We start from the raw sequence: 20,571 nt of genomic DNA on the forward strand, positions 1-20,571 counted from the left end.
AGGTTATTTGAACACACGTTCATTTACCCGCCGGAGGAGCCCGCCCATGAAACTTGACCAAACCTGTGCCGTGATCACCGGCGGCGCCTCTGGCCTCGGCGAGGCCACCGCCCGCCATTTAGCCGCAAACGGCGCCAAAGTCGCGTTGTTTGACCTCAACGAGGCGCGCGGCACAGCGGTCGCTGCCGACCTCGGCGGCACCTTCCACAAAACCGACGTCACGGACGAGGCCAGCGTTGCCACCGCCATCGCGGCAGCCCGCGACGCCATGGGCTGCATCACTGCCGCCGTGAACTGCGCCGGCATCGCGCCCGCCGCCACCACCATCGGCAAAAACGGCGCTCATCCTTTGCACACGTTCCAGAAAACCATCGACATCAATCTCGTCGGGTCTTTCAACGTCGCGCGCCTCGCGGCCGAGGTGATCGCGCAAAACGATCCCGAAGCTGACGGCGCGCGTGGCGTGATCATCAACACCGCCTCGATTGCGGCAATGGACGGCCAACGTGGCCAGGCAGCCTATGCGGCCTCCAAAGGCGGCATCGTAGGCCTGTCTCTGCCCATGGCCCGCGATCTTGCCCGCTCCGGCATCCGCGTTATGGCGATCGCGCCGGGCATTTTTCTGACGCCAATGCTACAAGGTTTGCCGCAAGAGGTGCAGGATCAGTTGGCCGCCGATGTGACCAACCCCAAGCGTCTTGGCGACCCCTCTGAATATGCCAGCCTCGCCGGTTTCATCGTTGAAAACGGCTATCTCAACGGCGAAGTCATCCGCATCGATGGCGCCCTACGTATGCAATAACCTCAAAAGGTGCGCGGTCTCCGCGCGCCTTGCCCTTTTGGCGACATTCCATGCTACGCTCCCAGCCAAAGGAGACCCGGCATGCCCCGCCAAAACCGTGTTCAGCCCACCGGAGACGTGCTCGCCATTCCCACGCGCGGTGCTTTTCTGGGCAACCGTGGCGTCTTGCACGACGAAGATGCCCACGAACACGGCCAACTGACCCACCGCCGCTGGCGCCACAAGGCATGGGTCTGCTGCGTGCTGGACTTCAAGAACCGCCGCCGCACCCTGATGGCGCCCAACCGCTATACCGAACTCTTCTTCTACGACGAATCCGTTGCGCTCGCCGCCGGTCACCGCCCCTGCGCCGAATGCCGCCGCGCCGACTACACCGCCTTTCTCTCTGCCGCAGGTCACACAGGCAAAGTCGCGCAATTTGACGGTCAACTGCACGCGGCGCGCGCCATCCCCCGAACCTTCGGTCAATATCGCCAAACCGCCGACGCACACAGCTTGCCTGCCGGTGCTTTCATTCTCACGGATACCGGCCCTGCATTGATCTGGCAGGACGCACTGCACCCTTTTGCGCCAACCGGCTACGGCCCACCACGGTCAGTCCGCGCCGGTGTTGTCAAAGTCCTTACACCGGCTCCAACTCTCAAAGCGTTGCACGCAGGCTATGTTCCAACTGTGCGCCTGCGCTAAAATCGCACTGCCGCAAAACCGACGCCTTACCGACGCGATGCTGCAGTACCGCAATGCGCACAAAAAAGGCGACCCACAGGCCGCCTTCTTGTCTTGGCAATCCGTTCAGAGGTCAAACCTTGCCCAACCGCTCCAACAACGCCGAATTCACCGCAGGTGTCACGAACTTGGACACGTCGCCGTCCAATCGGGCGATCTCTTTCACCAGCTTGGACGCGATTGCCTGATGCTTCAGATCCGCCATCAAAAACACAGTCTCGATCGAACTGTCGAGCGCGCGGTTCATGCCAACCATCTGATATTCATACTCAAAATCCGTCACAGCCCGCAAGCCGCGCACGATGATCTGTGCACCAACTTCCTTGGCACAGTCAATCAACAGATTCTCAAACGGATGCGCCACGATCTCGGTGCCGGTCTCCTTTGACAGCTTGGCGCATTCACCCTCGATCATGGCCACACGCTCCTCCAGCGTGAAAAGCGGTCCCTTGTCGCGGTTGATCGCGACACCGATCACCAGCCGGTCAACCAAAACGGCCGCCCTGCGAATAATATCTACATGCCCAAGTGTGATTGGGTCAAAAGTGCCCGGATAAAGTGCCGTGCGCATGCGTGCCTCCCATTGGTCCTGCCGGCACGCAACATTATTGCGCGCCCATTTGCAAGCGCCTCAATGCCGCATAGGTATTTCTGCGGGAGTTTCGGACGCAACGGCACATCTCGGGGTCAATGCCCCATGATCATGCCTTCCAATGCATTCTTTTCCATCGCCAACTCGCTCAGGCGCGCCTTGACGGTGTCGCCCAGCGAAATCAGCCCGACCAGCTTGCCATCCGCCATCACCGGCATGTGACGAAACCGCCCCTCGGTCATCTTCTCAAGAACGCCCACCGCGTCATCGTCAGGCCCGCAGGTCACCACATCCGCCGTCATGTAGTCGTCTATGGAATGTGACAAACACCCGGCCCCGCGTTTGCCCAATTCGCGCACGATGTCACGTTCCGACAAGATACCATTGGGGGTTTCGCCATCCTGCGAGACGATCACGGTCCCGATGCGCTTTTCCGCCAACAGTTTCGCGACCTCTGACACCAGCGTCCCGGGTTTGACCGTAAAGACGCCTTCGGACCCTTTGGACTTCAAAATCTGGTGTACGAGCATGGACTTAACCTCCGGTCCTAAAAAATTCCCTTAGGTCAATCGTCGCCTCAAAGCGCACGATTTGTCAAGTTTGCGCTTCGAGTCGCGCAACTTCCTTGCGCAATCCATCGCACAAAGCCTCTGAAAATCGGTTCATCCGCTCTAACCGTCGATCATCCGCGTGCCGGATCAAGTAAAAACTACGCGTCAGAGACACCTGATCTTGCAAGATTTTGACCATGCCTTTGGCCGAGGGCAGTGCAAAGTCATGTACAATGCCAACGCCCGCGCCGCGCCGCACCCAATTGAACTGCACGCTGGCCGAATTGGACGCCAGCCGCACCCTCTCGACGCCGGTTTCGTTCAAATAGTCCAATTCTTTGTCAAAAATCATGTCCGGAATATAGCCAATCACCATGTGATGACGCAGATCTTCCGGTGTTTCGATCTCGGGATGTTGACGCAGATACCACCGCGCAGCGGCCAGATGCAGTTTATAATCCGCAATTTTTTGCACCGTCAGCCGACCGGCTGTAGGGGCGCTCACCGCCACCACCAGATCCGCTTCCCGCCGCGACAGGCTGACCACGCGCGGCAGCGCCACGATCTGAATATCCAGATCCGGATTGTCTTCGGCAATCTGGGCGCAAACCTGCGGCAGCAGATAATTCGCCGCCCCGTCCGGCGCACCGATGCGAATTTGCCCCGATATGCCAGTGGTTTGCCCAACCATGTCTTCCGCCGCCTCTTCCAGCGACTGCTCGACCCGCAAGGCATGTGCCATCAACCTTTGACCCGCGTCCGTCAACGCATACCCAATCGGAGATTTCACAAAAAGCGGCGTCTCATAAGCGGTTTCCAGTCGCGCGACGCGCCGTCCGACCGTTGCCGGATCGACATTCAACCGCCGTCCCGCCGCTGACAGGCTTTCCTCCCGCGCCACTGCGAGAAACACCCGTAAGTCATCCCATTGTGCTGCTGACTGTGTCGCCATGCGCCGACCCTCCGCATTTTTGCAAAGCTGTTTTGAATAGTTGCCGCTTTTCAAGGGATTTTTGCAAGCCTATTCTCTGCGCAAACTGAAATGGAGGATGCCATGCAAGAGTTGACTCACTACATCAACGGCGAACACGTCAAAGGCACGTCGGGCCGTTTTGCCGACGTCATGAACCCGGCAACGGGCGAAGTTCAGGCCAAAGTGCCGTTGGCCAACAAAGCCGAAATGGACATCGCTGTTGCTGCTGCTGCCAGCGCACAGCCCGCTTGGGCCGCCGTGAACCCACAACGCCGCGCCCGCGTTCTGATGAAATTCGTGGACCTGCTGAACCGCGACATGGACAAGCTGGCCGAAGCGCTGAGCCGTGAGCACGGCAAAACCTTGCCGGACGCCAAAGGCGACGTCCAGCGTGGTCTGGAAGTGGCGGAATACTGTATCGGTGCGCCACAAATGCTCAAAGGTGAATACACCGACGCTGCCGGCCCCGGTATCGACATCTACTCCATGCGCCAGGCACTTGGTGTGACCGCCGGCATCACGCCCTTCAACTTCCCGGCGATGATCCCGATGTGGATGTTTGCGCCCGCAATTGCTTGCGGCAACGCCTTTATCCTCAAGCCGTCCGAGCGTGACCCTTCTGTGCCACTGATGCTGGCCGAGTTGCTCGAAGAAGCGGGACTGCCCAAAGGCATTATTCAGGTTGTGAACGGCGACAAAGAAGCCGTCGACGCGATCTTGTATGACGACACCATCCAGTCGGTTGGTTTTGTCGGTTCCACGCCGATCGCTGAATACATCTACGGCACCGGTTGTGCCCAAGGTAAGCGTGTTCAGTGTTTTGGTGGTGCGAAAAACCACATGATCATCATGCCTGACGCCGATCTCGACCAAGCCGCTGACGCTCTGGTCGGCGCAGGCTACGGCGCTGCTGGCGAACGCTGCATGGCGATTTCTGTGGCGGTACCAGTTGGCGAAGAAACCGCGGACAAGCTGCGCGACAAGCTGATCCCACGCATCGAAAAGCTCAAGATTGCGCCTTACACCGCTGGCAACGATGTGGACTACGGCCCCGTTGTGACCTCGGCGGCCAAAGAAAACATTCTGCGTCTGGTTCAAACCGGCGTGGATCAGGGCGCCGATCTTGTCGTGGATGGCCGCGACTTCAGCTTGCAAGGCTACGAGGACGGCTTCTTTGTTGGCCCGCACCTTTTTGACAACGTCACCAAGGACATGGACATCTACAAAACCGAAATCTTCGGTCCTGTGCTGTCGGTGGTACGTGCGCAAAACTACGAAGAAGCACTTGGTCTGGCGATGGATCACGAATACGGCAACGGCACTGCGATCTTCACTCGCGACGGAGACACCGCGCGTGATTTTGCCAGCCGCATCAACGTCGGCATGGTCGGCGTGAACGTGCCAATCCCCGTGCCACTGGCCTACCACACTTTTGGCGGCTGGAAGAAATCTGTATTTGGTGATCTGAACCAACACGGCCCGGATGCCTTCAAATTTTACACCCGCACCAAAACCATCACATCTCGGTGGCCTTCGGGAATCAAAGAAGGCGGCGAGTTCCACTTCAAGCAAATGGATTGATCCAAATTAACCTTTGTGATTGTTTACAAAAAGGGGCGGCCCATCCGCCCCTTTTTCACGTTAAATAGTCAGGTTAGCCCATGCCCGCGTCCTTCCGCATCCAAAAGCCCAACGGCTTCGTCTACGTGCAATATTCCGGCTTAGTCGTGGTGCAGGACACAAAAGACATTTTTGCGCAATATCTTCAGCATCCAGACTATGCACCCGGTCAGAAACACTTGGTTGATTTTTCCAAAGTCACCGGTTGGGACGCCGACTACACGGAACTGATGGCGATGCAGGCAAAAAAGGCGGCAGCCTTTATGGGGCACGCCTCGCAGACTTTGATTGTGTATTACGCCCCCAATGACCTTAGCCGCTCTATTGCGCAGATGGCCGTGAATTCCTGGGAACCGTTTCCCGCTGTTGTGCCGGTGATTCAAGACACTCGAGAGGCCGCTCTGTCCATTCTCGGATTGGAAAACTCCGAAGTGTCGGAAATTCTGGATTAAACCGCATAAAGCTACACCGCGGACCTATGGGCATAAACCCGCCCACCCCGCACAGGCTCTGGCCCCCATTTAGGCTCTGTTAACCAATACTGTCCAAATCAGATTCTGGTCTTAAAATCCGGGGCAATAGTCCATGCTGCAACTGATGCGCAGGGTACATTTCTGGTTCGTCTTCATCATCTCGGCTGCGGTCATCGCAGCAGCGTCTGTCGCTGCGCCTGCCCAACAGCCTGAATTTGACCTCCGCCACATCGATTTTCGAACCGAAGGCCAGACAGCGCTGTCAGGAGACTGGTTTTTCTCCCACGGCTCCATCATGACACCCGTAAACGCCCACACCGCCTATCTGGAAGGCTCAATGAATACAGTCGCGGTCCCCAACAGTTGGAACGCGCATCTTCCAGTGAATGCCGACAATCCGCATCACGCCGGCTATGGCAGCTATGTCGCCCGTGTTCGCCTGCCAAAAGCGATGGGCACCAAACTAGTCCTCGACGTTCTGCGCATTTCAGACTCCTACGAAATTTACTGGATCCCGATAAACGCGCCGGAAAAGGCGTGGCGCATCGCGTCGGAAGGCACGATGACCGGTCCTTTGGTTGCCAGTCACGGGTACAAAGGTCACACGATGGCGATGGCGGACGACGGTCTGATACTGATCAATGTACGCGGGGAACAAACCAGCAAAAACGGGATCACCGAACCGCTTACCCTGTATGACGCCACAACTTTTCAGATTCTGGTCCAGATGGAGCGCTTGCTCGAAGGAATCCTTATTGGCTTTGTACTGATCGTCGGCGCTTTGAATTTCAGTCTCTTTTTCTTTCATCGCAAAGATGCTGCCACCCTTGTTCTGACACTGGCGGCCGCCGCGATCCTGTTCCGCATGATTTCGGTTGGCGGCTCCATCGAAACCGTGCTTGGTCCGGAATGGCGCGGTGTGCGCCTCAGACTTGAAACCGCCAACATCTTCTTCCTTCTGTGGACCGCTACGTTGCTCAATCAGGCGTTGTTGTGGCAACACATTCGCAATTGGCGCTTCTCACTTGGCTTCGGCCTCGTATGCGGGGTTTTAATCCTGATCTGCGCTGTCGCCCCACTGCAAGTTGTCACTGATCTGGATACTCCAATCACCATCGTCGTCCTTGTGTCCGTTGTGACGGTGCTGATTGGCTGCGGCGTGGGGATTTTGCGCCGCGTACCAAATGCCGGGTTTTTCTTCATCAGCTGGCTGGCGATGACGCTCGCAGCGATCAATGACGCCACCAATTCCCCATATTTTGTCCATACTCTCAAGACACTCGACATCGCCTTTGTCATGGGCATCATGGCCTATTCCATTCAGGTTGGCCGCCGGGTAATCAGCGCGATCAACCGCGCCGAATTCCTTGAAGAAGAGCGCACGCTCTTGCAAAAACTCCATCAGGACGCTGTTGACTCAGCCCGCCTGGATCACTTGACCGGATTGCTCAACCGCCTGGCCTTTGACACCGAATTGGCCCACGCATGGCTGCAACACGAAAAAGAAGACGAGCCGCTGTCGTTGATCCTCTTCGACATCGATCATTTCAAATCGATCAACGACTCCCACGGCCATCAGGTTGGCGACCGCGTTCTTCAATCACTGGCGAGTTTGCTCAAAGACATCCGCCTGCGAAAATCTGATCGAATTTGCCGCTATGGTGGTGAAGAGTTTGCTTTAATTCTGCCCGAGACCTCCGGCAAGGACGCGCGTAAAATTGCTGAGCGTATTCGAAAATCAATTGCAGGACACACCACCGATTGCTCCGACGATCTGACGTTGATTGTAACCTGCTCATTTGGCGTCGCGTCAGCCACAACCGACCACTCCGACGACCCGTCCCGATTGCTGGAACGGGCTGACGCTGCGCTCTACCGCGCCAAAGCCAACGGCCGCAATCGCGTCGAGTGCCACAGGATGCCGAACACCATGGTCACCCACGCCGACCCTGCACATTCTGCCTGACCATCAGCACGCAAGCGGCACTGACCCTGCAATTTTGCAACGCCATTTTGCGGATTTTACCCCAGCTTCCGCCTTTGCAACAGTTGCGCAAGAATGCTAATTTAACACACGTTCAATTCACGCGGCGCCCGACAGCGCGCGCCGCAACCGCTGGGCAGCATAGGGAGAGTGGCTAATGGATTTTGCACTGAGCGAAGAACAGACCCTGATTTTCGACATGGCAAAGGGGTTTGGTCAAGAGCATATCGCCCCCTTCGCCCAACAGTGGGAAGCCGACGGCTCCATCCCCAAAGATCTCTGGCCCCGGATTGCCGAGCTCGGCCTTGGCGGTATCTATGTCTCCGAAGAATACGGCGGCTCGGGCCTGTCGCGTCTTGACGCCACTTTGGTGTTTGAAGCGCTGGCAATGTCCTGTCCGTCTGTCGGCTCATTTCTGTCGATCCACAACATGTGCGGCGGCATGATCGACAAATTCGGCTCAGAGGAAACCAAACAAAAATGGCTGCCTGACCTGTGCAGCATGTCCAAGGTCTTCTCCTATTGCCTGACAGAACCCGGCTCAGGTTCCGACGCATCCGCGCTCAAAACCCGCGCCGAGCGCACCAATGAGGGCTACACACTCAACGGCACCAAAGCGTTCATCTCCGGCGGCTCCTACTCAGATGCCTACGTCTGCATGGTCCGCACCGGCGAGGACGGCCCCAAAGGCATCTCAACCGTTGTAGTCGAAGATGGCGCAGACGGTCTGTCGTTTGGCGCATTGGAAAAGAAAATGGGCTGGCTCAGCCAACCGACGTCGCAAGTGCAGTTTGACGATTGCAACGTGCCCGCTGACAACCTGATCGGCGACGAAGGCAAAGGCTTCAGCTATGCCATGGCCGGATTGGACGGTGGCCGCTTGAACATCTCCGCCGGTGCCCTTGGAGGCGCGCAAAAAGCGCTGGATTTGACCGTGCAATACATGTCCGAACGCAAAGCTTTCGGCAAGTCGATCAACCAGTTTCAGGCTTTGCAGTTCCGCCTCGCGGAGTATGAAACCAAACTGCAAGCTTCCCGCACCTTCTTGCGTCAAGCTGCGTGGAAACTCGACAGCGGCGCGCATGACGCGTCAAAATTCTGCGCCATGGCCAAGTTGATGGTGACCGATGTGGCTTTTGACGTCGCCAACGGCTGTCTTCAGCTGCACGGCGGCTACGGCTATCTCGCGGACTACGGCATCGAGAAAATCGTGCGCGACCTGCGTGTGCACCAGATCCTCGAAGGCACCAACGAAATCATGCGCCTGATCATCTCCCGCCAAATGATCGCAGCCTAACAGGCACGCTCCATCCCACCCATTGAAGATGGGACGGAGCGGTCTGGACTTCGCCAGACGGACAGCAAACACCGGAGCGCATTGCCGTGACAGACATCAATATTCGCAAGGTCGGTCAAACCGGTCGCATCACATTTACCCGCCCCAAGGCGCTCAACGCGATGTCCTACGAGATGTGCATCGCCATCGAGGACGCGCTGGACACATGGCGCGACGACGACACCGTCAAGATGATCGTGATCGACGCCGAAGGGGACAAAGCCTTTTGCGCAGGTGGCGACATTGCCGAACTTTATGACACCGGCACCAAAGGCGACTTTGCGTTTGGCCAGACATTCTGGGCCGATGAATACCGCATGAACGCCAAAATGTTTGAGTTCCCCAAACCAGTGGCCAGCTTCATGCAAGGCTTCACCATGGGCGGCGGTGTAGGTGTGGGCTGTCACGCATCGCACCGGATTGTGGGCGAAAGCAGCCAGATCGCCATGCCCGAATGCGGCATCGGCCTTGTGCCGGATGTGGGCGGCTCCTTGATCCTTGCGCGCGCACCGGGCCGCTTGGGCGAATACCTCGGCCTAACTGCAGCGCGCCTCAATGCTGCTGACGCCATCTATGGTGGATTTGCCGACTACCACATCCCCGAGGATCAATGGCCCACCTTGATCTCCCAACTGGAAAAAACTGGCAACTGGGATCTGATTGATGCGGCCGCGACCCAGCCCGACGAGCCCCCCCTCGCGGCCTTGCAAGCGGACATCGATGCCAGTTTCGGCGGTGAAACCCTCAACGACGTGGTCAACGCACTGACCTTTGCGAAGACCGACTTTGCCGCAGGCGCCTTGAAAAAGTTGTCGCGCAATTCGCCAATCGCCATGGGCGCAGCGCTGGAAATTATCCACCGCGTCCGCACCCGCGACGACATCCGCTACGCGCTGGATCAGGAGTACCGCTTCACATTCCGCGCCATGCAACATGGCGATTTTCTGGAAGGCATCCGCGCACAAATCATCGACAAAGACCGCAATCCACAGTGGAAATACACGCTTGAGGCCTTGCCAGCAGGCGTGGTCACCAAGATGGTACTGCCACTTGGGGCGGACAAACTGACGTTTGAAAAGGGAGAGTAGAGCCATGAAAATCGGATTTATCGGACTGGGCAACATGGGCGGCCCGATGGCTGCCAATCTGGCCAAAGCAGGCCACAACGTCACGGGCTTTGACATGGCGGACGTATCCATCGAAGGCGTCACCATGGCCGACAGCGGCGTCGCTGCCGCCACGGGAGCCGACGTGGTCATCACCATGCTGCCCAACGGCCAGATCCTGCGCGCTGTGGCGGATGAAATCATCCCAGCAATGACAGCAGGCGCCGCTCTTGTGGATTGCTCCACCGTCGATGTGGACAGTGCCCGCGCGGTGGCGGACCAAGCCACCGCAGCCGGCCTTTTGCCGGTGGACGCGCCTGTGTCTGGCGGCATCGGCGGTGCCGCTGGCGGCACTCTGACATTTATGGCGGGCGGATCAGCCGATGCCTTTGCCAAGGCCGATCCACTGTTTGATATTATGGGTCAGAAGGCCGTGCATTGCGGTGACGCGGGCGCCGGTCAGGCCGCCAAGATCTGCAACAACATGATCCTCGGCGTGACCATGATCGCCACCTGCGAGGCCTTTTCTCTGGCCGACAAACTGGGTCTGGACCGCCAGAAAATGTTTGACGTTGTGTCGACCTCCTCTGGCTACAGCTGGACCATGAACGCCTACTGCCCTGCGCCCGGCGTCGGTCCGCAAAGCCCGGCTGACAACGACTACCAACCCGGTTTCGCCTCCGAACTGATGCTCAAAGACCTGCGCCTGTCGCAGCAAGCCGCAGACAGCGCCGACGCCGACACCCCAATGGGCCAAGTCGCAACCGCACTCTATGAGCAGTTTGTCGAAAACGAAGACGGCCTTGGCACCGACTTTTCCGCCATGCTGCCGCGCTTTGAAAAACTCGGTCGTGGATAGAACGATGAGCGATGCGCCAAAGTCATGGAAGATTGTCGACGGCAAACTTCCCGACGATTTGCGCCAAGATTTGCGCGACCGACTCGACGAGCACGAAAAGTGGCGCGCCGGTCTTCCCGATACGCTTGAGCCTCCATGGAAAGTTTTTGACTATCCATTCGGCAGTATGGGTTGGCGCATGGGTGGCGGCGAAGATTACATGACTCTGTTCGTGCCTTGGTTCAAAGCTCTTCTTGATCACACAAAGCGGGACTACATCAACGCCAACCCGCCGCCTGACGACGGGTGGAGACGTTGGATAGACAATTTGATTGAACCACACACTTCTTGACCCAAATCAAATCACATTCTGAATCTAAGATGTATAATTCCCTTCATTCCATTGGAGGGAAACCATGTTCACCAGAAACGTCGGCATCGTCGACAAAATCCTGCGTATCACGATCGGCGTGGTGCTGATCCTTGGTGCCCTTTTGGGCTATGGCACTTGGATGTGGATCGGAGTGATCCCGCTGGCCACCGCCCTGCTCGGCACCTGCCCGCTTTACACGGTTCTCGGCATCGGGACCTGCCCGTTGGAACGCAAGTAGTCAGGCCATCATTTCAAGCGCCATGCGGGTCTCGTCATCCGCCGGGAACATCATCTCGATGCGCAACTCCGACAGCGCGATATCCTCGGCTGATCCAAACTGGCTGATCGTTGAAAACAGGGTCAGCCGCATCCCGCCCAGCACATAGGTTGCGGGAATAACCGCTGGCCGGATACCGTCAACTGTGGCGCCTGCGCCGCCCACAATTCCCTCAAATCCGGCAATCGCGGCTTCCAGCACGTCGTCGTGGCCAAAATGCGCGGCCTCGACCCGCAGCCGCGCCAGCATATGACGCGCCACCTCGTCGTAATTTTCCAAAGCCTGCCGCATCACTGGATTACCGATCATCATATCCAGCAAACTGTCACCCTCCTTGGCACCTAATCCCGCCAACAATGTCGTGCAACTCCGGTTAGCGGACACCAGCCGCCAATGCCGGTCAATCGCCATCGCCGGATACGGATCATGCCGCGCCAGCGTCCAGTCCACAGCCGCCCGCATCGGTGCCATGTCTTCCTCCGACAATTCGCGCTCAGCATAGGCCGGGCTCAGGCCCGCCGCGGTCAGCATCCTGTTTCGCTGTGCCATCGGCACGTCCAACTCGTCACACAACCGCAGCACCATGCCCCGGCTGGGCCGCGACCGGCCGGTTTCCAGAAACGAGATGTGGCGCGAACTGACACCCGCCGACAGCCCTAGATCAAGCTGGCTGATCCGCCGCGCACTGCGCCATTCTTTCAAAGCCGCGCCAAAATCCAATCCCATCAGAGGTCCTCCTGCAAACACACTACCCGCCCCCGTGCTGTCATGCACTTACCTGCAAGGTAATTGTTTTGCCTACTGATATTGGCGCAATTTCGGCGCATCACACCAAAAGGAGCTTTGTAATGACACATGACCGCACCACCACTTGCCTCAAGTTTGCCAGCCTTTTCTCCGCCTTCATCGGCCTTTTGATGGGTGCCGCCCTGCTTGGCGCGCAACCTCTTATGGGACTGTTCCTTGATCTGGTCCACCTGCCGCTGGACGGCAGACAAACCTTTTCCAGCGACAGCGAACTGGTGCTGGGCGCCATCAGCGGTGGCTTGTTGTTTGGCTTCGGAGTGATGGCCCATCAGGTCACAACTGGGGTTTATGCAACCAACCCCGATATCGGCGGGCGCATTCTTATGCGCGGTATTGTCAGCTGGTTCATTGTAGACAGTTTCGGGTCAATCCTCGCTGGCGCGTGGTTCAATGTGGTGCTCAACCTTGGCTTTCTCGCGCTCTTCATTGTGCCACTGTTAGCGGCCCGACCCTCTGTCCGCGCAGCCTTATAACCCTCTAACAACAAACGCTTAGACAACAATTGCACGGCCAACCGGGCCGTGCCCCTCTTTCTGCCCGCCGTCCCGAGGTCTGCAACATCCCGCCTCAAATATTGGTTAATCTTTCCTTAACCCTGCCCCGAAGCCGCCACGTTTGAGCGGCACCTGTTGTTCTCAACAAGGAAACAAAAGTTTCCACGAGCAGACAGACTAGGGGCAGGCAAAATGCCAAATGCAGTAGAACTCAATATCGATGCGGGCGCGACCGCAACCGAGATGGCCGAAGAGATCTTTGGCGATCCGGGGCGCATCGTCACATCCGACTACACAGGCGATGCTGCATCGTCCGGTGTTTACACCGGCGCCGACACCACAAGCGCCGGCGTCGCCCCTGCCGACAGTGGCGTGATCTTGTCGACCGGCCATGTCGACGATTTCACCAACAGCCACGGCGGCACAAACACCAACACCAGCGCCTCCACATCCACCAACACATCAGGCGAAAACAACAACGCGCTGTTCAACGCCGCCGCCGGCACAAACACCTACGACGCCTCCTATCTGACCATCGATTTTAACGGCACCGCTGGCGAATTGCTGACCATCGACTTTGTGCTCTCCTCCGAGGAATACCCTGAGTATCTCAGCTACAACGACACCATCGGTGTTTGGGTGAACGGGGTCGAGGCGCAAATCTCTGTGGGTGACGGCACGGCCACCGTCGGCAACATCAACGACGCCAACGCAAACATCTACAACGACAACTCCAACGACGAATACAACACCGAGATGGACGGCTTTACTGTCACCTTGACCTTTGTCGCGCCGCTGCAGGATGGCATTAACGAGCTGATCATCGGCATCGCAGATGCCTCAGACAGCAGCTATGACTCCAACCTTCTGATCGCCGGTGGCTCAGTGCAAACCACCATCGTGGCTCAGGATGACAGCGTTTCACTCAAGGTTGGCGGCAGCAAAACCTTTGACGTGCTGGGCAACGACAACTCTTCTGCAGGCCCCACCCTGACGATCACCCACATCAACGGCGTTCCTGTTGTTCCAGGAGACAGCGTGACCCTCGCCACCGGGCAAGTCGTCACGCTAAACGCGGACGGAACCCTGACAGTTGATGCCGACACTGATCTTGAAACGGTCTATTTCAACTACACAATCGAGGACGAGGACGGCAACACCGACACGGCTTTGGTCGAAATTGTGCAACACCCGCCCTGTTTTACGCGCGGCACGCTCATACGCACATCCGACGGAGACATACCGGTCGAACAGCTGCGCAAAGGCATGTTGCTGCAAACCCTCGACAATGGCCTGCAACCCATTGAATGGATTGGGAGTTCCCGCATGGAACCACAGCTTGACTCGCTGCCAATCCGCATCAAATCCGGTGTTTTGGACAACGACCGGGATCTCGTTGTGTCCCCGCAACACCGCGTTCTTTTGACCGGTGCGCGCGCTGAGCTCATGTTTGGCAGCGATGAAGTTCTGGTCAAGGCCAAGCACCTCGTGAACGAGCGCGACGTGTTGCGCTGTCCGACGGATCAAACCATCACCTATTTCCACATTCTGCTGCCTCAACACGAACTGGTGTTCTCCGAAGGTCAATGGAGCGAAAGCTTCATGCCCGGCCCGATGACGCGCCACAGCTTTGATCCGCTTGCCAACCGTGGCTTGCGCATGGTCATGTCCAAACGCGCGATCGGCACCGAAGATATCGCCGCCCGCCCCAGCCTGCGCAGCTATGAAGCCGCCGCCTTGCTGGCAGCCTAAAATAGCCAGAGGCGGCGGGTTACTCCGCCGCCACCCGGCGCGCCTTCAACATATCTTTGAGGTAATGTCCGGTGTGACTGCGCTTGACCTTGGCCACCTCTTCCGGTGTACCCAGCGCCACAATCTCGCCGCCGCCGTCGCCACCTTCTGGGCCAATATCGATGATGTGGTCGGCCGTTTTCACCACGTCCAGATTGTGCTCGATCACCACAACCGTATTGCCCTGATCAACCAGTTCGTGCAGCACCTCAAGCAACTTGCGCACATCCTCAAAATGCAGGCCCGTTGTCGGCTCATCCAGAATATAAAGCGTCCGTCCCGTGGAACGTTTTGCCAGTTCTTTGGACAGTTTCACCCGCTGCGCCTCACCACCGGACAACGTCGTCGCCTGCTGCCCAACCTTGATATAGCCAAGCCCAACCCGCATCAGCGCATCCATCTTGTCGCGGATGCTTGGCACGGCTTTAAAGAACTCTTGGCCCTCCTCAACGGTCATATCAAGAACGTCGGCTATACTTTTGCCTTTAAAGCGAATTTCCAGGGTCTCACGGTTGTATCGCGCGCCCTGACAGGTCTCACATTCCACGTAAACGTCCGGCAGAAAGTGCATCTCGATCTTGATGACACCGTCGCCCTGACACGCCTCACAGCGCCCGCCTTTGACGTTGAACGAGAACCGTCCGGGCTTGTAACCGCGCGCTTTGGATTCCGGCAGACCAGCGAACCAGTCACGGATCGGCGTGAACGCCCCCGTATAGGTCGCAGGGTTGGACCGCGGCGTGCGCCCGATGGGGCGCTGATCAATATCGATCACCTTGTCCAGATGCTCCAAACCCTTGATGGTCTCACACGGCGCAGGCGTCTGCCGCGCCCCGTTCAGGCGCATCGAGGCGGTCTTGAACAGCGTCTCGATCGTCAGCGTGGATTTGCCACCGCCCGACACGCCGGTCACGCAGACAAATTTGCCCAACGGAAACTCTGCCGACACGTTCTTTAGGTTGTTACCCGTGGCCTTGACGACTTTCACAGTCTTGCCATTGCCCTCACGCCGCTCCGCAGGAACCGCGATTTCACGCGCGCCAGACAGATATTGCCCTGTCAGAGACGCGGGATCGGCCATAATCTCCGAAGGCAGCCCCTCGGACACCACCTGGCCGCCGTGCACACCGGCACCGGGCCCAATGTCAAAGACGTAGTCCGCCTCGCGAACGGCCTCTTCGTCGTGCTCGACCACGATCACTGTATTGCCTTGATCGCGCAGGTTTTTCAGCGTTGTCAGCAACCGCCCGTTGTCGCGCTGGTGCAGGCCAATCGACGGCTCATCCAGCACATATAGAACACCGGTTAACCCCGACCCGATTTGGCTCGCCAACCGGATCCGCTGGCTTTCGCCGCCCGACAACGTTCCGCTGTTGCGGCTCAGCGTCAGATACTCCAACCCAACGTTATTCAAGAATCCAAGGCGTTCGCGAATCTCTTTCACAATCGCCCGCGCAATTTCCTGTTTCTGCGGCGTCAGGTGGTTCGGCACATCCTCAATCCAGGCCAGCGCCTCACGGATAGATTTCTGCACCACCTGCCCAACATGCACACCCGCGATTTTCACCGCCAACGCTTCGGGCCGCAGGCGATAGCCCTCACACGTCCCGCAAGGCCGGTTGTTCTGATAGCGTTCAAATTCTTCACGAATCCAGTTGCTGTCGGTCTCGCGATACCGCCGCTCCATGTTGGGGATTACGCCCTCAAACACCCGCGTCACCTGATACACCCGCCCGCCCTCGTCATAGCGGAACTCGATCTCTTCCTCGCCAGAGCCGTACAAGAACACCTGTTGCACCTTTTTGGGTAGCTGCTTCCACGGCGTGTTGCGGTCAAACTCGAAATGTTTGGCAATTGCTTCAATGGTTTGCAGGAAATACGGCGACTTGCCTTTGCGCCACGGCGCCAGCGCCCCGTCGTAAACCTTCAGCGTGACATCCGGCACCACCAGCCGTTCGTCAAAAAACAGCTCAACGCCCAAACCATCACAATCCGGACAGGCCCCAAACGGCGCGTTGAACGAAAACATCCGCGGCTCGATCTCGGGAATTGTGAACCCACTGACAGGACAGGCAAAATTCTCGGAAAACGTGATGCGCTCGGACTCGCCGTCCTTGGGCGCAGTTTCCAGCACAGAAATCCCGTCCGCCAGATCCAGCGCCGTGCGCAAACTGTCCGCCAATCGCGTCTCAACACCCTCGCGGACCACAATCCGGTCCACCACCACATCGATGTCATGGCGAAATTTCTTGTCCAGCGTCGGTGGCTCGTCCAGTTCATAGAACGCGCCGTCCACTTTCACCCGCTGAAAACCCTGCTTACGCAGCTCCAGAAACTCTTTGCGGTATTCGCCTTTGCGATCGCGCACAATCGGCGCCAGCAAAAACGCGCGTGTGCCCTCTTCCATCTCCATGATCCGGTCGACCATGTCCTGCACCTGCTGCGCCTCAATCGGCAATCCGGTCGCGGGGCTAAACGGTGTCCCGGCCCGCGCAAACAGCAAACGCATATAGTCGTAAATCTCGGTCACGGTGCCCACAGTCGAGCGCGGGTTCTTGGATGTGGTCTTCTGTTCAATCGAAATCGCCGGAGACAGCCCACTGATGTGATCCACATCAGGTTTTTCCATCATATCAAGGAATTGACGCGCATAAGCCGACAGACTTTCGACATAGCGTCGCTGCCCTTCGGCATAGATTGTGTCAAACGCCAGGCTCGACTTGCCGGACCCCGACAGGCCGGTGATCACCACAAGCTGATCGCGTGGAATATCCACGTCGATGGATTTCAGATTATGTTCGCGCGCGCCGCGCACTTCGATGTTCTTCAGCTCGGCCATTCAAACCCCCAACGGATACAGCACAAGACATAGGGCAGTCGACGGAAACTGCCAACCATATATCGCGAACATAGAGAGAACATTTTAATTCGCCAAGCCTGTAAGTTTTCTCCGGCTTGCTGTTTTTTCAATTTCCCTCATAGTCGCAAGTCATTACGTTTCGAAGGACATTTTGGATGAAGTTTTTTGCCACAGGCGCGACCGCGCTTTGCCTGCTCACATCCGCGTCATTCGCCCAAACCCACTCTTCCGCCATTCTTGTCATGGACGGCTCCGGCCCCATGTCGGGCCAGATCGACAGCACCGCCAGAATCACAATTGCAAGCGAGGGCTCGCCCGTGAGCCTGCAAGTCGCCTAAGTAGCTGAAAATTACAAAATCCGCGAACTTCTCGACATGGGCAACAAGCGGTTGATGTCGATGCCGCTGATTGTGGAATAACATCTTAGGAAACAAGGGCGATCATTGGACCGACCAACTCTGAATGGCTCGTTTGTTGCGAGACACAAAGAACGCCCGCAAACCAACCAATTCAGACCTCGGTGAAGATCAGATCCAAGTGTTTTTCCAAGGATGTATGTGCCTCTCTTGCATAATAAAGAAAAGTGGTGGCGGCCAAGGACATGTCGCCCACTTGCTTGAACGCAGCTTCAAATGTTTCCGGCGGATCAAAATCCTGCAAATCGCGAATTTCTTGCAGCAAATTTTGGCGCTTTTCCTCATATCTGCGCCAAGAAAGCCCCTTCAGTTCGACCGTCTCAGGAAGATCATGAACCGCTGCGTTCAGGAAATTGGCGCTCCGCTGGGTTTCGAAAAAAAGGCATTCAAGGGTCTGAGTTGGAAGCGTGTCATCCCTACCACGGTATTCACAGATGTCGCCAAATGTCTTGATACAGGAAATTTGAAGGGGTGACAAAAACGCCTTGGGCGCATCATTCGCCGCAATCAGGCATGCGATGTAGTTTGGGTTCTTCCATTGGCTAACACTGTCTGGAACATTATCTCCAAACGCATATTTCGGTTGGAATATCAGTGTGTTCATCAGCACAACAATCATAATCCACCCTTTAGTAGAGTCTTTTTTGCGCATTAATCCATTTTCCATAAAACCGTCTCAAAATGTTCTTTTTGAACTCAATCGTGCTTATGCGGCGCGGGTGGGTTCAACCTCACACGGAACGTCGCATCCCGTGACCCTACATGCAAATCAACCTGTTCCTGCGCGCCTGTGACCACGTCTGTCACCAGCACCGTCAAATGCCGGTCTGCGTCCACTTCAATTTCCCAAGGTGCCGCGATGATGCCAAGCGCCACCGGCATTCCGTCCTCATCGCGCAAATCCCAATGTAATGCGCCACTTTCAGGCGGTGCTTCAAACCGCATCATCACGCGAAACGGGTCCTGCGCCCACAGCGGCGCCGCCGCCATCAGCACCGACGCGATACCGATGCAAAAACGACGTGCCACCGCCCGTCTCAAATGTGGATCACCCGATCATAAGCGTCCAACACGCTTTCGTGCATCATTTCGCTCAGCGTGGGATGCGGGAACACCGTCTCCATCAGCTCCGCCTCAGTGGTCTCAAGCTGTCGACCGACAACATAGCCCTGGATCAATTCGGTCACCTCAGCTCCCACCATATGCGCGCCCAGCAATTCGCCGGTCTTGGCATCAAACACGGTTTTCACCATGCCTTCCGGCTCGCCCAAAGCAATCGCTTTGCCATTCCCAATGAACGGAAAACGCCCCACTTTGACGTCATATCCGGCCTCTTTGGCTTTGGCCTCGGTCAGGCCGACGCTGGCAACCTGCGGATGACAATAGGTGCAGCCCGCAATGCTCTCCGGCTTCACCGGATGAGGCGTCCCGCCCGCGATCAGCTCCGCCACCATCACGCCTTCATGGCTGGCTTTGTGCGCCAACCAGGGCGCACCCGCGATGTCGCCAATCGCATACAAACCATCTATGCCCGTACGGCAATACGCGTCCGTCACAACATGCGTCCGGTCGATCTTTACGCCCAACGCTTCAAGGCCAAGGTTTTCGACATTTCCAACGATGCCAACAGCCGAAATCACCGTGTCAAACACCTGTGTTTCAACCTTGCCGCCGACTTCGATATGGGCCGTCACCTTGCCTTTGGCGCGGTCCAGTTTCTTGACCATGGCTTTCTCCATGATCTTCATGCCCTGTTTGACAAATTGCTTTTTAGCAAAAGCACTTATCTCGGCATCTTCAACCGGCAGAACCCGATCCATGACCTCCACAACCGTGGTGTCCGCACCCAAAGTGTTAAAGAAACTCGCGAACTCGATGCCAATCGCGCCTGACCCAATCACCAGCAGTTTCTTGGGCATTCTGGGCGGCTGCAACGCGTGGCGATAGGTCCAGACCAAATCGCCATCGGCCTCAAGCCCCGGCAATTCCCGTGCCCGCGCGCCCGTCGCCAGAATGATGTTCTTGGCCGTGAGATCCTCGGTGCCTTTGGCGGTTTTGACCGACACTTTTCCCTTGGCCGGCAGGCTGGCGTCGCCCATCACGACCGTGACCTTGTTCTTCTTCATCAGAAAGCCAACACCGCCACTCAGCTGTTTGGCCACCCCACGCGAGCGCCCGACAACCTTGTCAAGATCATAGTCAATCTTGCCCGCGCTCAGGCCAAACTCACTGGCACGCTCCATCAGGTGATACACTTCCGCGGACCGCAGCAACGCTTTGGTCGGAATACAGCCCCAATTCAGACAGATACCGCCAAGGTTTTCGCGCTCAACGATCGCCACCTTCTGGCCCAGCTGCGCTGCTCGAATGGCCGCGACATAGCCCCCCGGACCGGATCCGATTACGATCACATCATAAGTGCTGGCAGCCATCTGCGTCTCCTCCGCCTGTTCAAACTGACCCTAGATCAACTGTCCCCCCACATCAACGCGGCCTTGCACCGGTTTTCCGGCTGGCTTTTCCGACTGGCTTTTTGGGCGTCATCCACGCAT

21 protein-coding genes are annotated in these 20,571 nt (G+C 57.3%); 13 read left to right on the forward strand and 8 right to left on the reverse strand.

Annotation, left to right across the window (positions count from 1 at the left end):
- Positions 1-46 precede the first annotated feature (46 nt).
- Positions 47-802, forward strand: a complete 756-nt coding sequence (locus SHIM_RS05115; protein ID WP_054001512.1) for an SDR family NAD(P)-dependent oxidoreductase — start codon at positions 47-49, stop codon at positions 800-802.
- Between the two features lie 81 nt (positions 803-883).
- Positions 884-1,489: a hypothetical protein gene (locus SHIM_RS05120; RefSeq protein ID WP_054001513.1), complete on the forward strand. Its 606-nt coding sequence runs from the start codon at positions 884-886 to the stop codon at positions 1,487-1,489.
- A 112-nt stretch (positions 1,490-1,601) separates the two neighbouring features.
- On the opposite strand, the gene coaD is transcribed toward SHIM_RS05120, so the two are convergent.
- From coaD to SHIM_RS05135, 3 genes are all read right to left on the reverse strand, one after another.
- Positions 1,602-2,099: a pantetheine-phosphate adenylyltransferase gene (gene coaD, locus SHIM_RS05125; RefSeq protein ID WP_054001514.1), complete on the reverse strand. Its 498-nt coding sequence runs from the start codon at positions 2,097-2,099 to the stop codon at positions 1,602-1,604.
- A 116-nt stretch (positions 2,100-2,215) separates the two neighbouring features.
- Complete coding sequence (locus SHIM_RS05130) at positions 2,216-2,650, reverse strand: CBS domain-containing protein (RefSeq protein ID WP_054001515.1); 435 nt, start codon at positions 2,648-2,650, stop codon at positions 2,216-2,218.
- Positions 2,651-2,714: 64 nt separating this feature from the next.
- Positions 2,715-3,623 carry a LysR family transcriptional regulator gene (locus tag SHIM_RS05135; protein WP_054001993.1) on the reverse strand — a complete coding sequence of 303 codons (909 nt, stop codon included), beginning with the start codon at positions 3,621-3,623 and terminating at the stop codon, positions 2,715-2,717.
- 102 nt (positions 3,624-3,725) lie between these two features.
- Here SHIM_RS05135 and SHIM_RS05140 point away from each other — a divergent pair, with 102 nt between their 5' ends.
- From SHIM_RS05140 to SHIM_RS05175, 8 genes are all read left to right on the forward strand, one after another.
- Positions 3,726-5,225: a CoA-acylating methylmalonate-semialdehyde dehydrogenase gene (locus tag SHIM_RS05140; RefSeq protein ID WP_054001994.1), complete on the forward strand. Its 1,500-nt coding sequence runs from the start codon at positions 3,726-3,728 to the stop codon at positions 5,223-5,225.
- An 80-nt stretch (positions 5,226-5,305) separates the two neighbouring features.
- Positions 5,306-5,716 carry a hypothetical protein gene (locus tag SHIM_RS05145; protein ID WP_054001516.1) on the forward strand — a complete coding sequence of 137 codons (411 nt, stop codon included), beginning with the start codon at positions 5,306-5,308 and terminating at the stop codon, positions 5,714-5,716.
- Positions 5,717-5,849: 133 nt separating this feature from the next.
- Positions 5,850-7,703 (forward strand): GGDEF domain-containing protein, encoded by a 1,854-nt coding sequence (locus tag SHIM_RS05150; RefSeq protein ID WP_054001517.1) that lies wholly within the window; start codon positions 5,850-5,852, stop codon positions 7,701-7,703.
- Between the two features lie 175 nt (positions 7,704-7,878).
- Positions 7,879-9,018 carry an acyl-CoA dehydrogenase family protein gene (locus SHIM_RS05155; RefSeq protein ID WP_054001518.1) on the forward strand — a complete coding sequence of 380 codons (1,140 nt, stop codon included), beginning with the start codon at positions 7,879-7,881 and terminating at the stop codon, positions 9,016-9,018.
- Positions 9,019-9,104: 86 nt separating this feature from the next.
- Complete coding sequence (locus SHIM_RS05160) at positions 9,105-10,145, forward strand: enoyl-CoA hydratase/isomerase family protein (protein WP_054001519.1); 1,041 nt, start codon at positions 9,105-9,107, stop codon at positions 10,143-10,145.
- 4 nt (positions 10,146-10,149) lie between these two features.
- Entirely contained in the window at positions 10,150-11,022 is an 873-nt protein-coding gene (mmsB, locus tag SHIM_RS05165) for a 3-hydroxyisobutyrate dehydrogenase (protein ID WP_054001520.1), read from the forward strand.
- Positions 11,023-11,026: 4 nt separating this feature from the next.
- The gene (locus tag SHIM_RS05170; RefSeq protein WP_054001521.1) at positions 11,027-11,353 is read left to right on the forward strand and encodes a hypothetical protein; all 327 of its coding nucleotides are present in this window, start codon (positions 11,027-11,029) and stop codon (positions 11,351-11,353) included.
- 64 nt (positions 11,354-11,417) lie between these two features.
- Positions 11,418-11,612 carry a YgaP family membrane protein gene (locus tag SHIM_RS05175; RefSeq protein ID WP_054001522.1) on the forward strand — a complete coding sequence of 65 codons (195 nt, stop codon included), beginning with the start codon at positions 11,418-11,420 and terminating at the stop codon, positions 11,610-11,612.
- On the opposite strand, the gene SHIM_RS05180 is transcribed toward SHIM_RS05175, so the two are convergent.
- Complete coding sequence (locus tag SHIM_RS05180) at positions 11,613-12,377, reverse strand: helix-turn-helix transcriptional regulator (protein ID WP_054001523.1); 765 nt, start codon at positions 12,375-12,377, stop codon at positions 11,613-11,615.
- 122 nt (positions 12,378-12,499) lie between these two features.
- Between SHIM_RS05180 and SHIM_RS05185 the strand changes: the two genes are divergently transcribed.
- The gene (locus SHIM_RS05185) at positions 12,500-12,931 is read left to right on the forward strand and encodes a hypothetical protein (RefSeq protein WP_054001524.1); all 432 of its coding nucleotides are present in this window, start codon (positions 12,500-12,502) and stop codon (positions 12,929-12,931) included.
- 213 nt (positions 12,932-13,144) lie between these two features.
- Positions 13,145-14,704 (forward strand): Hint domain-containing protein, encoded by a 1,560-nt coding sequence (locus tag SHIM_RS05190; RefSeq protein ID WP_054001525.1) that lies wholly within the window; start codon positions 13,145-13,147, stop codon positions 14,702-14,704.
- Between the two features lie 19 nt (positions 14,705-14,723).
- On the opposite strand, the gene uvrA is transcribed toward SHIM_RS05190, so the two are convergent.
- Positions 14,724-17,582, reverse strand: a complete 2,859-nt coding sequence (gene uvrA / locus SHIM_RS05195; protein WP_054001526.1) for an excinuclease ABC subunit UvrA — start codon at positions 17,580-17,582, stop codon at positions 14,724-14,726.
- A 176-nt stretch (positions 17,583-17,758) separates the two neighbouring features.
- Between uvrA and SHIM_RS05200 the strand changes: the two genes are divergently transcribed.
- Entirely contained in the window at positions 17,759-17,941 is a 183-nt protein-coding gene (locus tag SHIM_RS05200; protein WP_054001527.1) for a hypothetical protein, read from the forward strand.
- Between the two features lie 172 nt (positions 17,942-18,113).
- On the opposite strand, the gene SHIM_RS05205 is transcribed toward SHIM_RS05200, so the two are convergent.
- Genes SHIM_RS05205 through lpdA form a run of 3 tightly spaced genes read right to left on the reverse strand, consistent with a single transcriptional unit; the run spans position 18,114 to position 20,451 of the window.
- Positions 18,114-18,671 (reverse strand): hypothetical protein, encoded by a 558-nt coding sequence (locus SHIM_RS05205; protein WP_054001528.1) that lies wholly within the window; start codon positions 18,669-18,671, stop codon positions 18,114-18,116.
- Positions 18,672-18,715: 44 nt separating this feature from the next.
- Positions 18,716-19,048, reverse strand: coding sequence for a hypothetical protein (locus tag SHIM_RS05210; RefSeq protein WP_054001529.1), 333 nt, complete (start codon positions 19,046-19,048; stop codon positions 18,716-18,718).
- A gap of 8 nt (positions 19,049-19,056) precedes the next feature.
- Entirely contained in the window at positions 19,057-20,451 is a 1,395-nt protein-coding gene (gene lpdA, locus SHIM_RS05215; RefSeq protein ID WP_054001530.1) for a dihydrolipoyl dehydrogenase, read from the reverse strand.
- Positions 20,452-20,571 lie beyond the last annotated feature (120 nt).

It is taken from the genome of Shimia sp. SK013 (assembly GCF_001292625.1).
Taxonomy (GTDB): domain Bacteria; phylum Pseudomonadota; class Alphaproteobacteria; order Rhodobacterales; family Rhodobacteraceae; genus Shimia.

Coding starts and splice junctions, on each gene's coding strand:
- SHIM_RS05115 (WP_054001512.1), top strand. CDS start 47: ATGAAACTTGACCAAACCTGTGCCGTGATCACCGGCGGCGCCTCTGGC.
- SHIM_RS05120 (WP_054001513.1), top strand. CDS start 884: ATGCCCCGCCAAAACCGTGTTCAGCCCACCGGAGACGTGCTCGCCATT.
- coaD (WP_054001514.1), bottom strand. CDS start 2,099: ATGCGCACGGCACTTTATCCGGGCACTTTTGACCCAATCACACTTGGG.
- SHIM_RS05130 (WP_054001515.1), bottom strand. CDS start 2,650: ATGCTCGTACACCAGATTTTGAAGTCCAAAGGGTCCGAAGGCGTCTTT.
- SHIM_RS05135 (WP_054001993.1), bottom strand. CDS start 3,623: ATGGCGACACAGTCAGCAGCACAATGGGATGACTTACGGGTGTTTCTC.
- SHIM_RS05140 (WP_054001994.1), top strand. CDS start 3,726: ATGCAAGAGTTGACTCACTACATCAACGGCGAACACGTCAAAGGCACG.
- SHIM_RS05145 (WP_054001516.1), top strand. CDS start 5,306: ATGCCCGCGTCCTTCCGCATCCAAAAGCCCAACGGCTTCGTCTACGTG.
- SHIM_RS05150 (WP_054001517.1), top strand. CDS start 5,850: ATGCTGCAACTGATGCGCAGGGTACATTTCTGGTTCGTCTTCATCATC.
- SHIM_RS05155 (WP_054001518.1), top strand. CDS start 7,879: ATGGATTTTGCACTGAGCGAAGAACAGACCCTGATTTTCGACATGGCA.
- mmsB (WP_054001520.1), top strand. CDS start 10,150: ATGAAAATCGGATTTATCGGACTGGGCAACATGGGCGGCCCGATGGCT.
- SHIM_RS05170 (WP_054001521.1), top strand. CDS start 11,027: ATGAGCGATGCGCCAAAGTCATGGAAGATTGTCGACGGCAAACTTCCC.
- SHIM_RS05175 (WP_054001522.1), top strand. CDS start 11,418: ATGTTCACCAGAAACGTCGGCATCGTCGACAAAATCCTGCGTATCACG.
- SHIM_RS05180 (WP_054001523.1), bottom strand. CDS start 12,377: ATGGGATTGGATTTTGGCGCGGCTTTGAAAGAATGGCGCAGTGCGCGG.
- SHIM_RS05185 (WP_054001524.1), top strand. CDS start 12,500: ATGACACATGACCGCACCACCACTTGCCTCAAGTTTGCCAGCCTTTTC.
- SHIM_RS05190 (WP_054001525.1), top strand. CDS start 13,145: ATGCCAAATGCAGTAGAACTCAATATCGATGCGGGCGCGACCGCAACC.
- uvrA (WP_054001526.1), bottom strand. CDS start 17,582: ATGGCCGAGCTGAAGAACATCGAAGTGCGCGGCGCGCGCGAACATAAT.
- SHIM_RS05200 (WP_054001527.1), top strand. CDS start 17,759: ATGAAGTTTTTTGCCACAGGCGCGACCGCGCTTTGCCTGCTCACATCC.
- SHIM_RS05205 (WP_054001528.1), bottom strand. CDS start 18,671: ATGCGCAAAAAAGACTCTACTAAAGGGTGGATTATGATTGTTGTGCTG.
- lpdA (WP_054001530.1), bottom strand. CDS start 20,451: ATGGCTGCCAGCACTTATGATGTGATCGTAATCGGATCCGGTCCGGGG.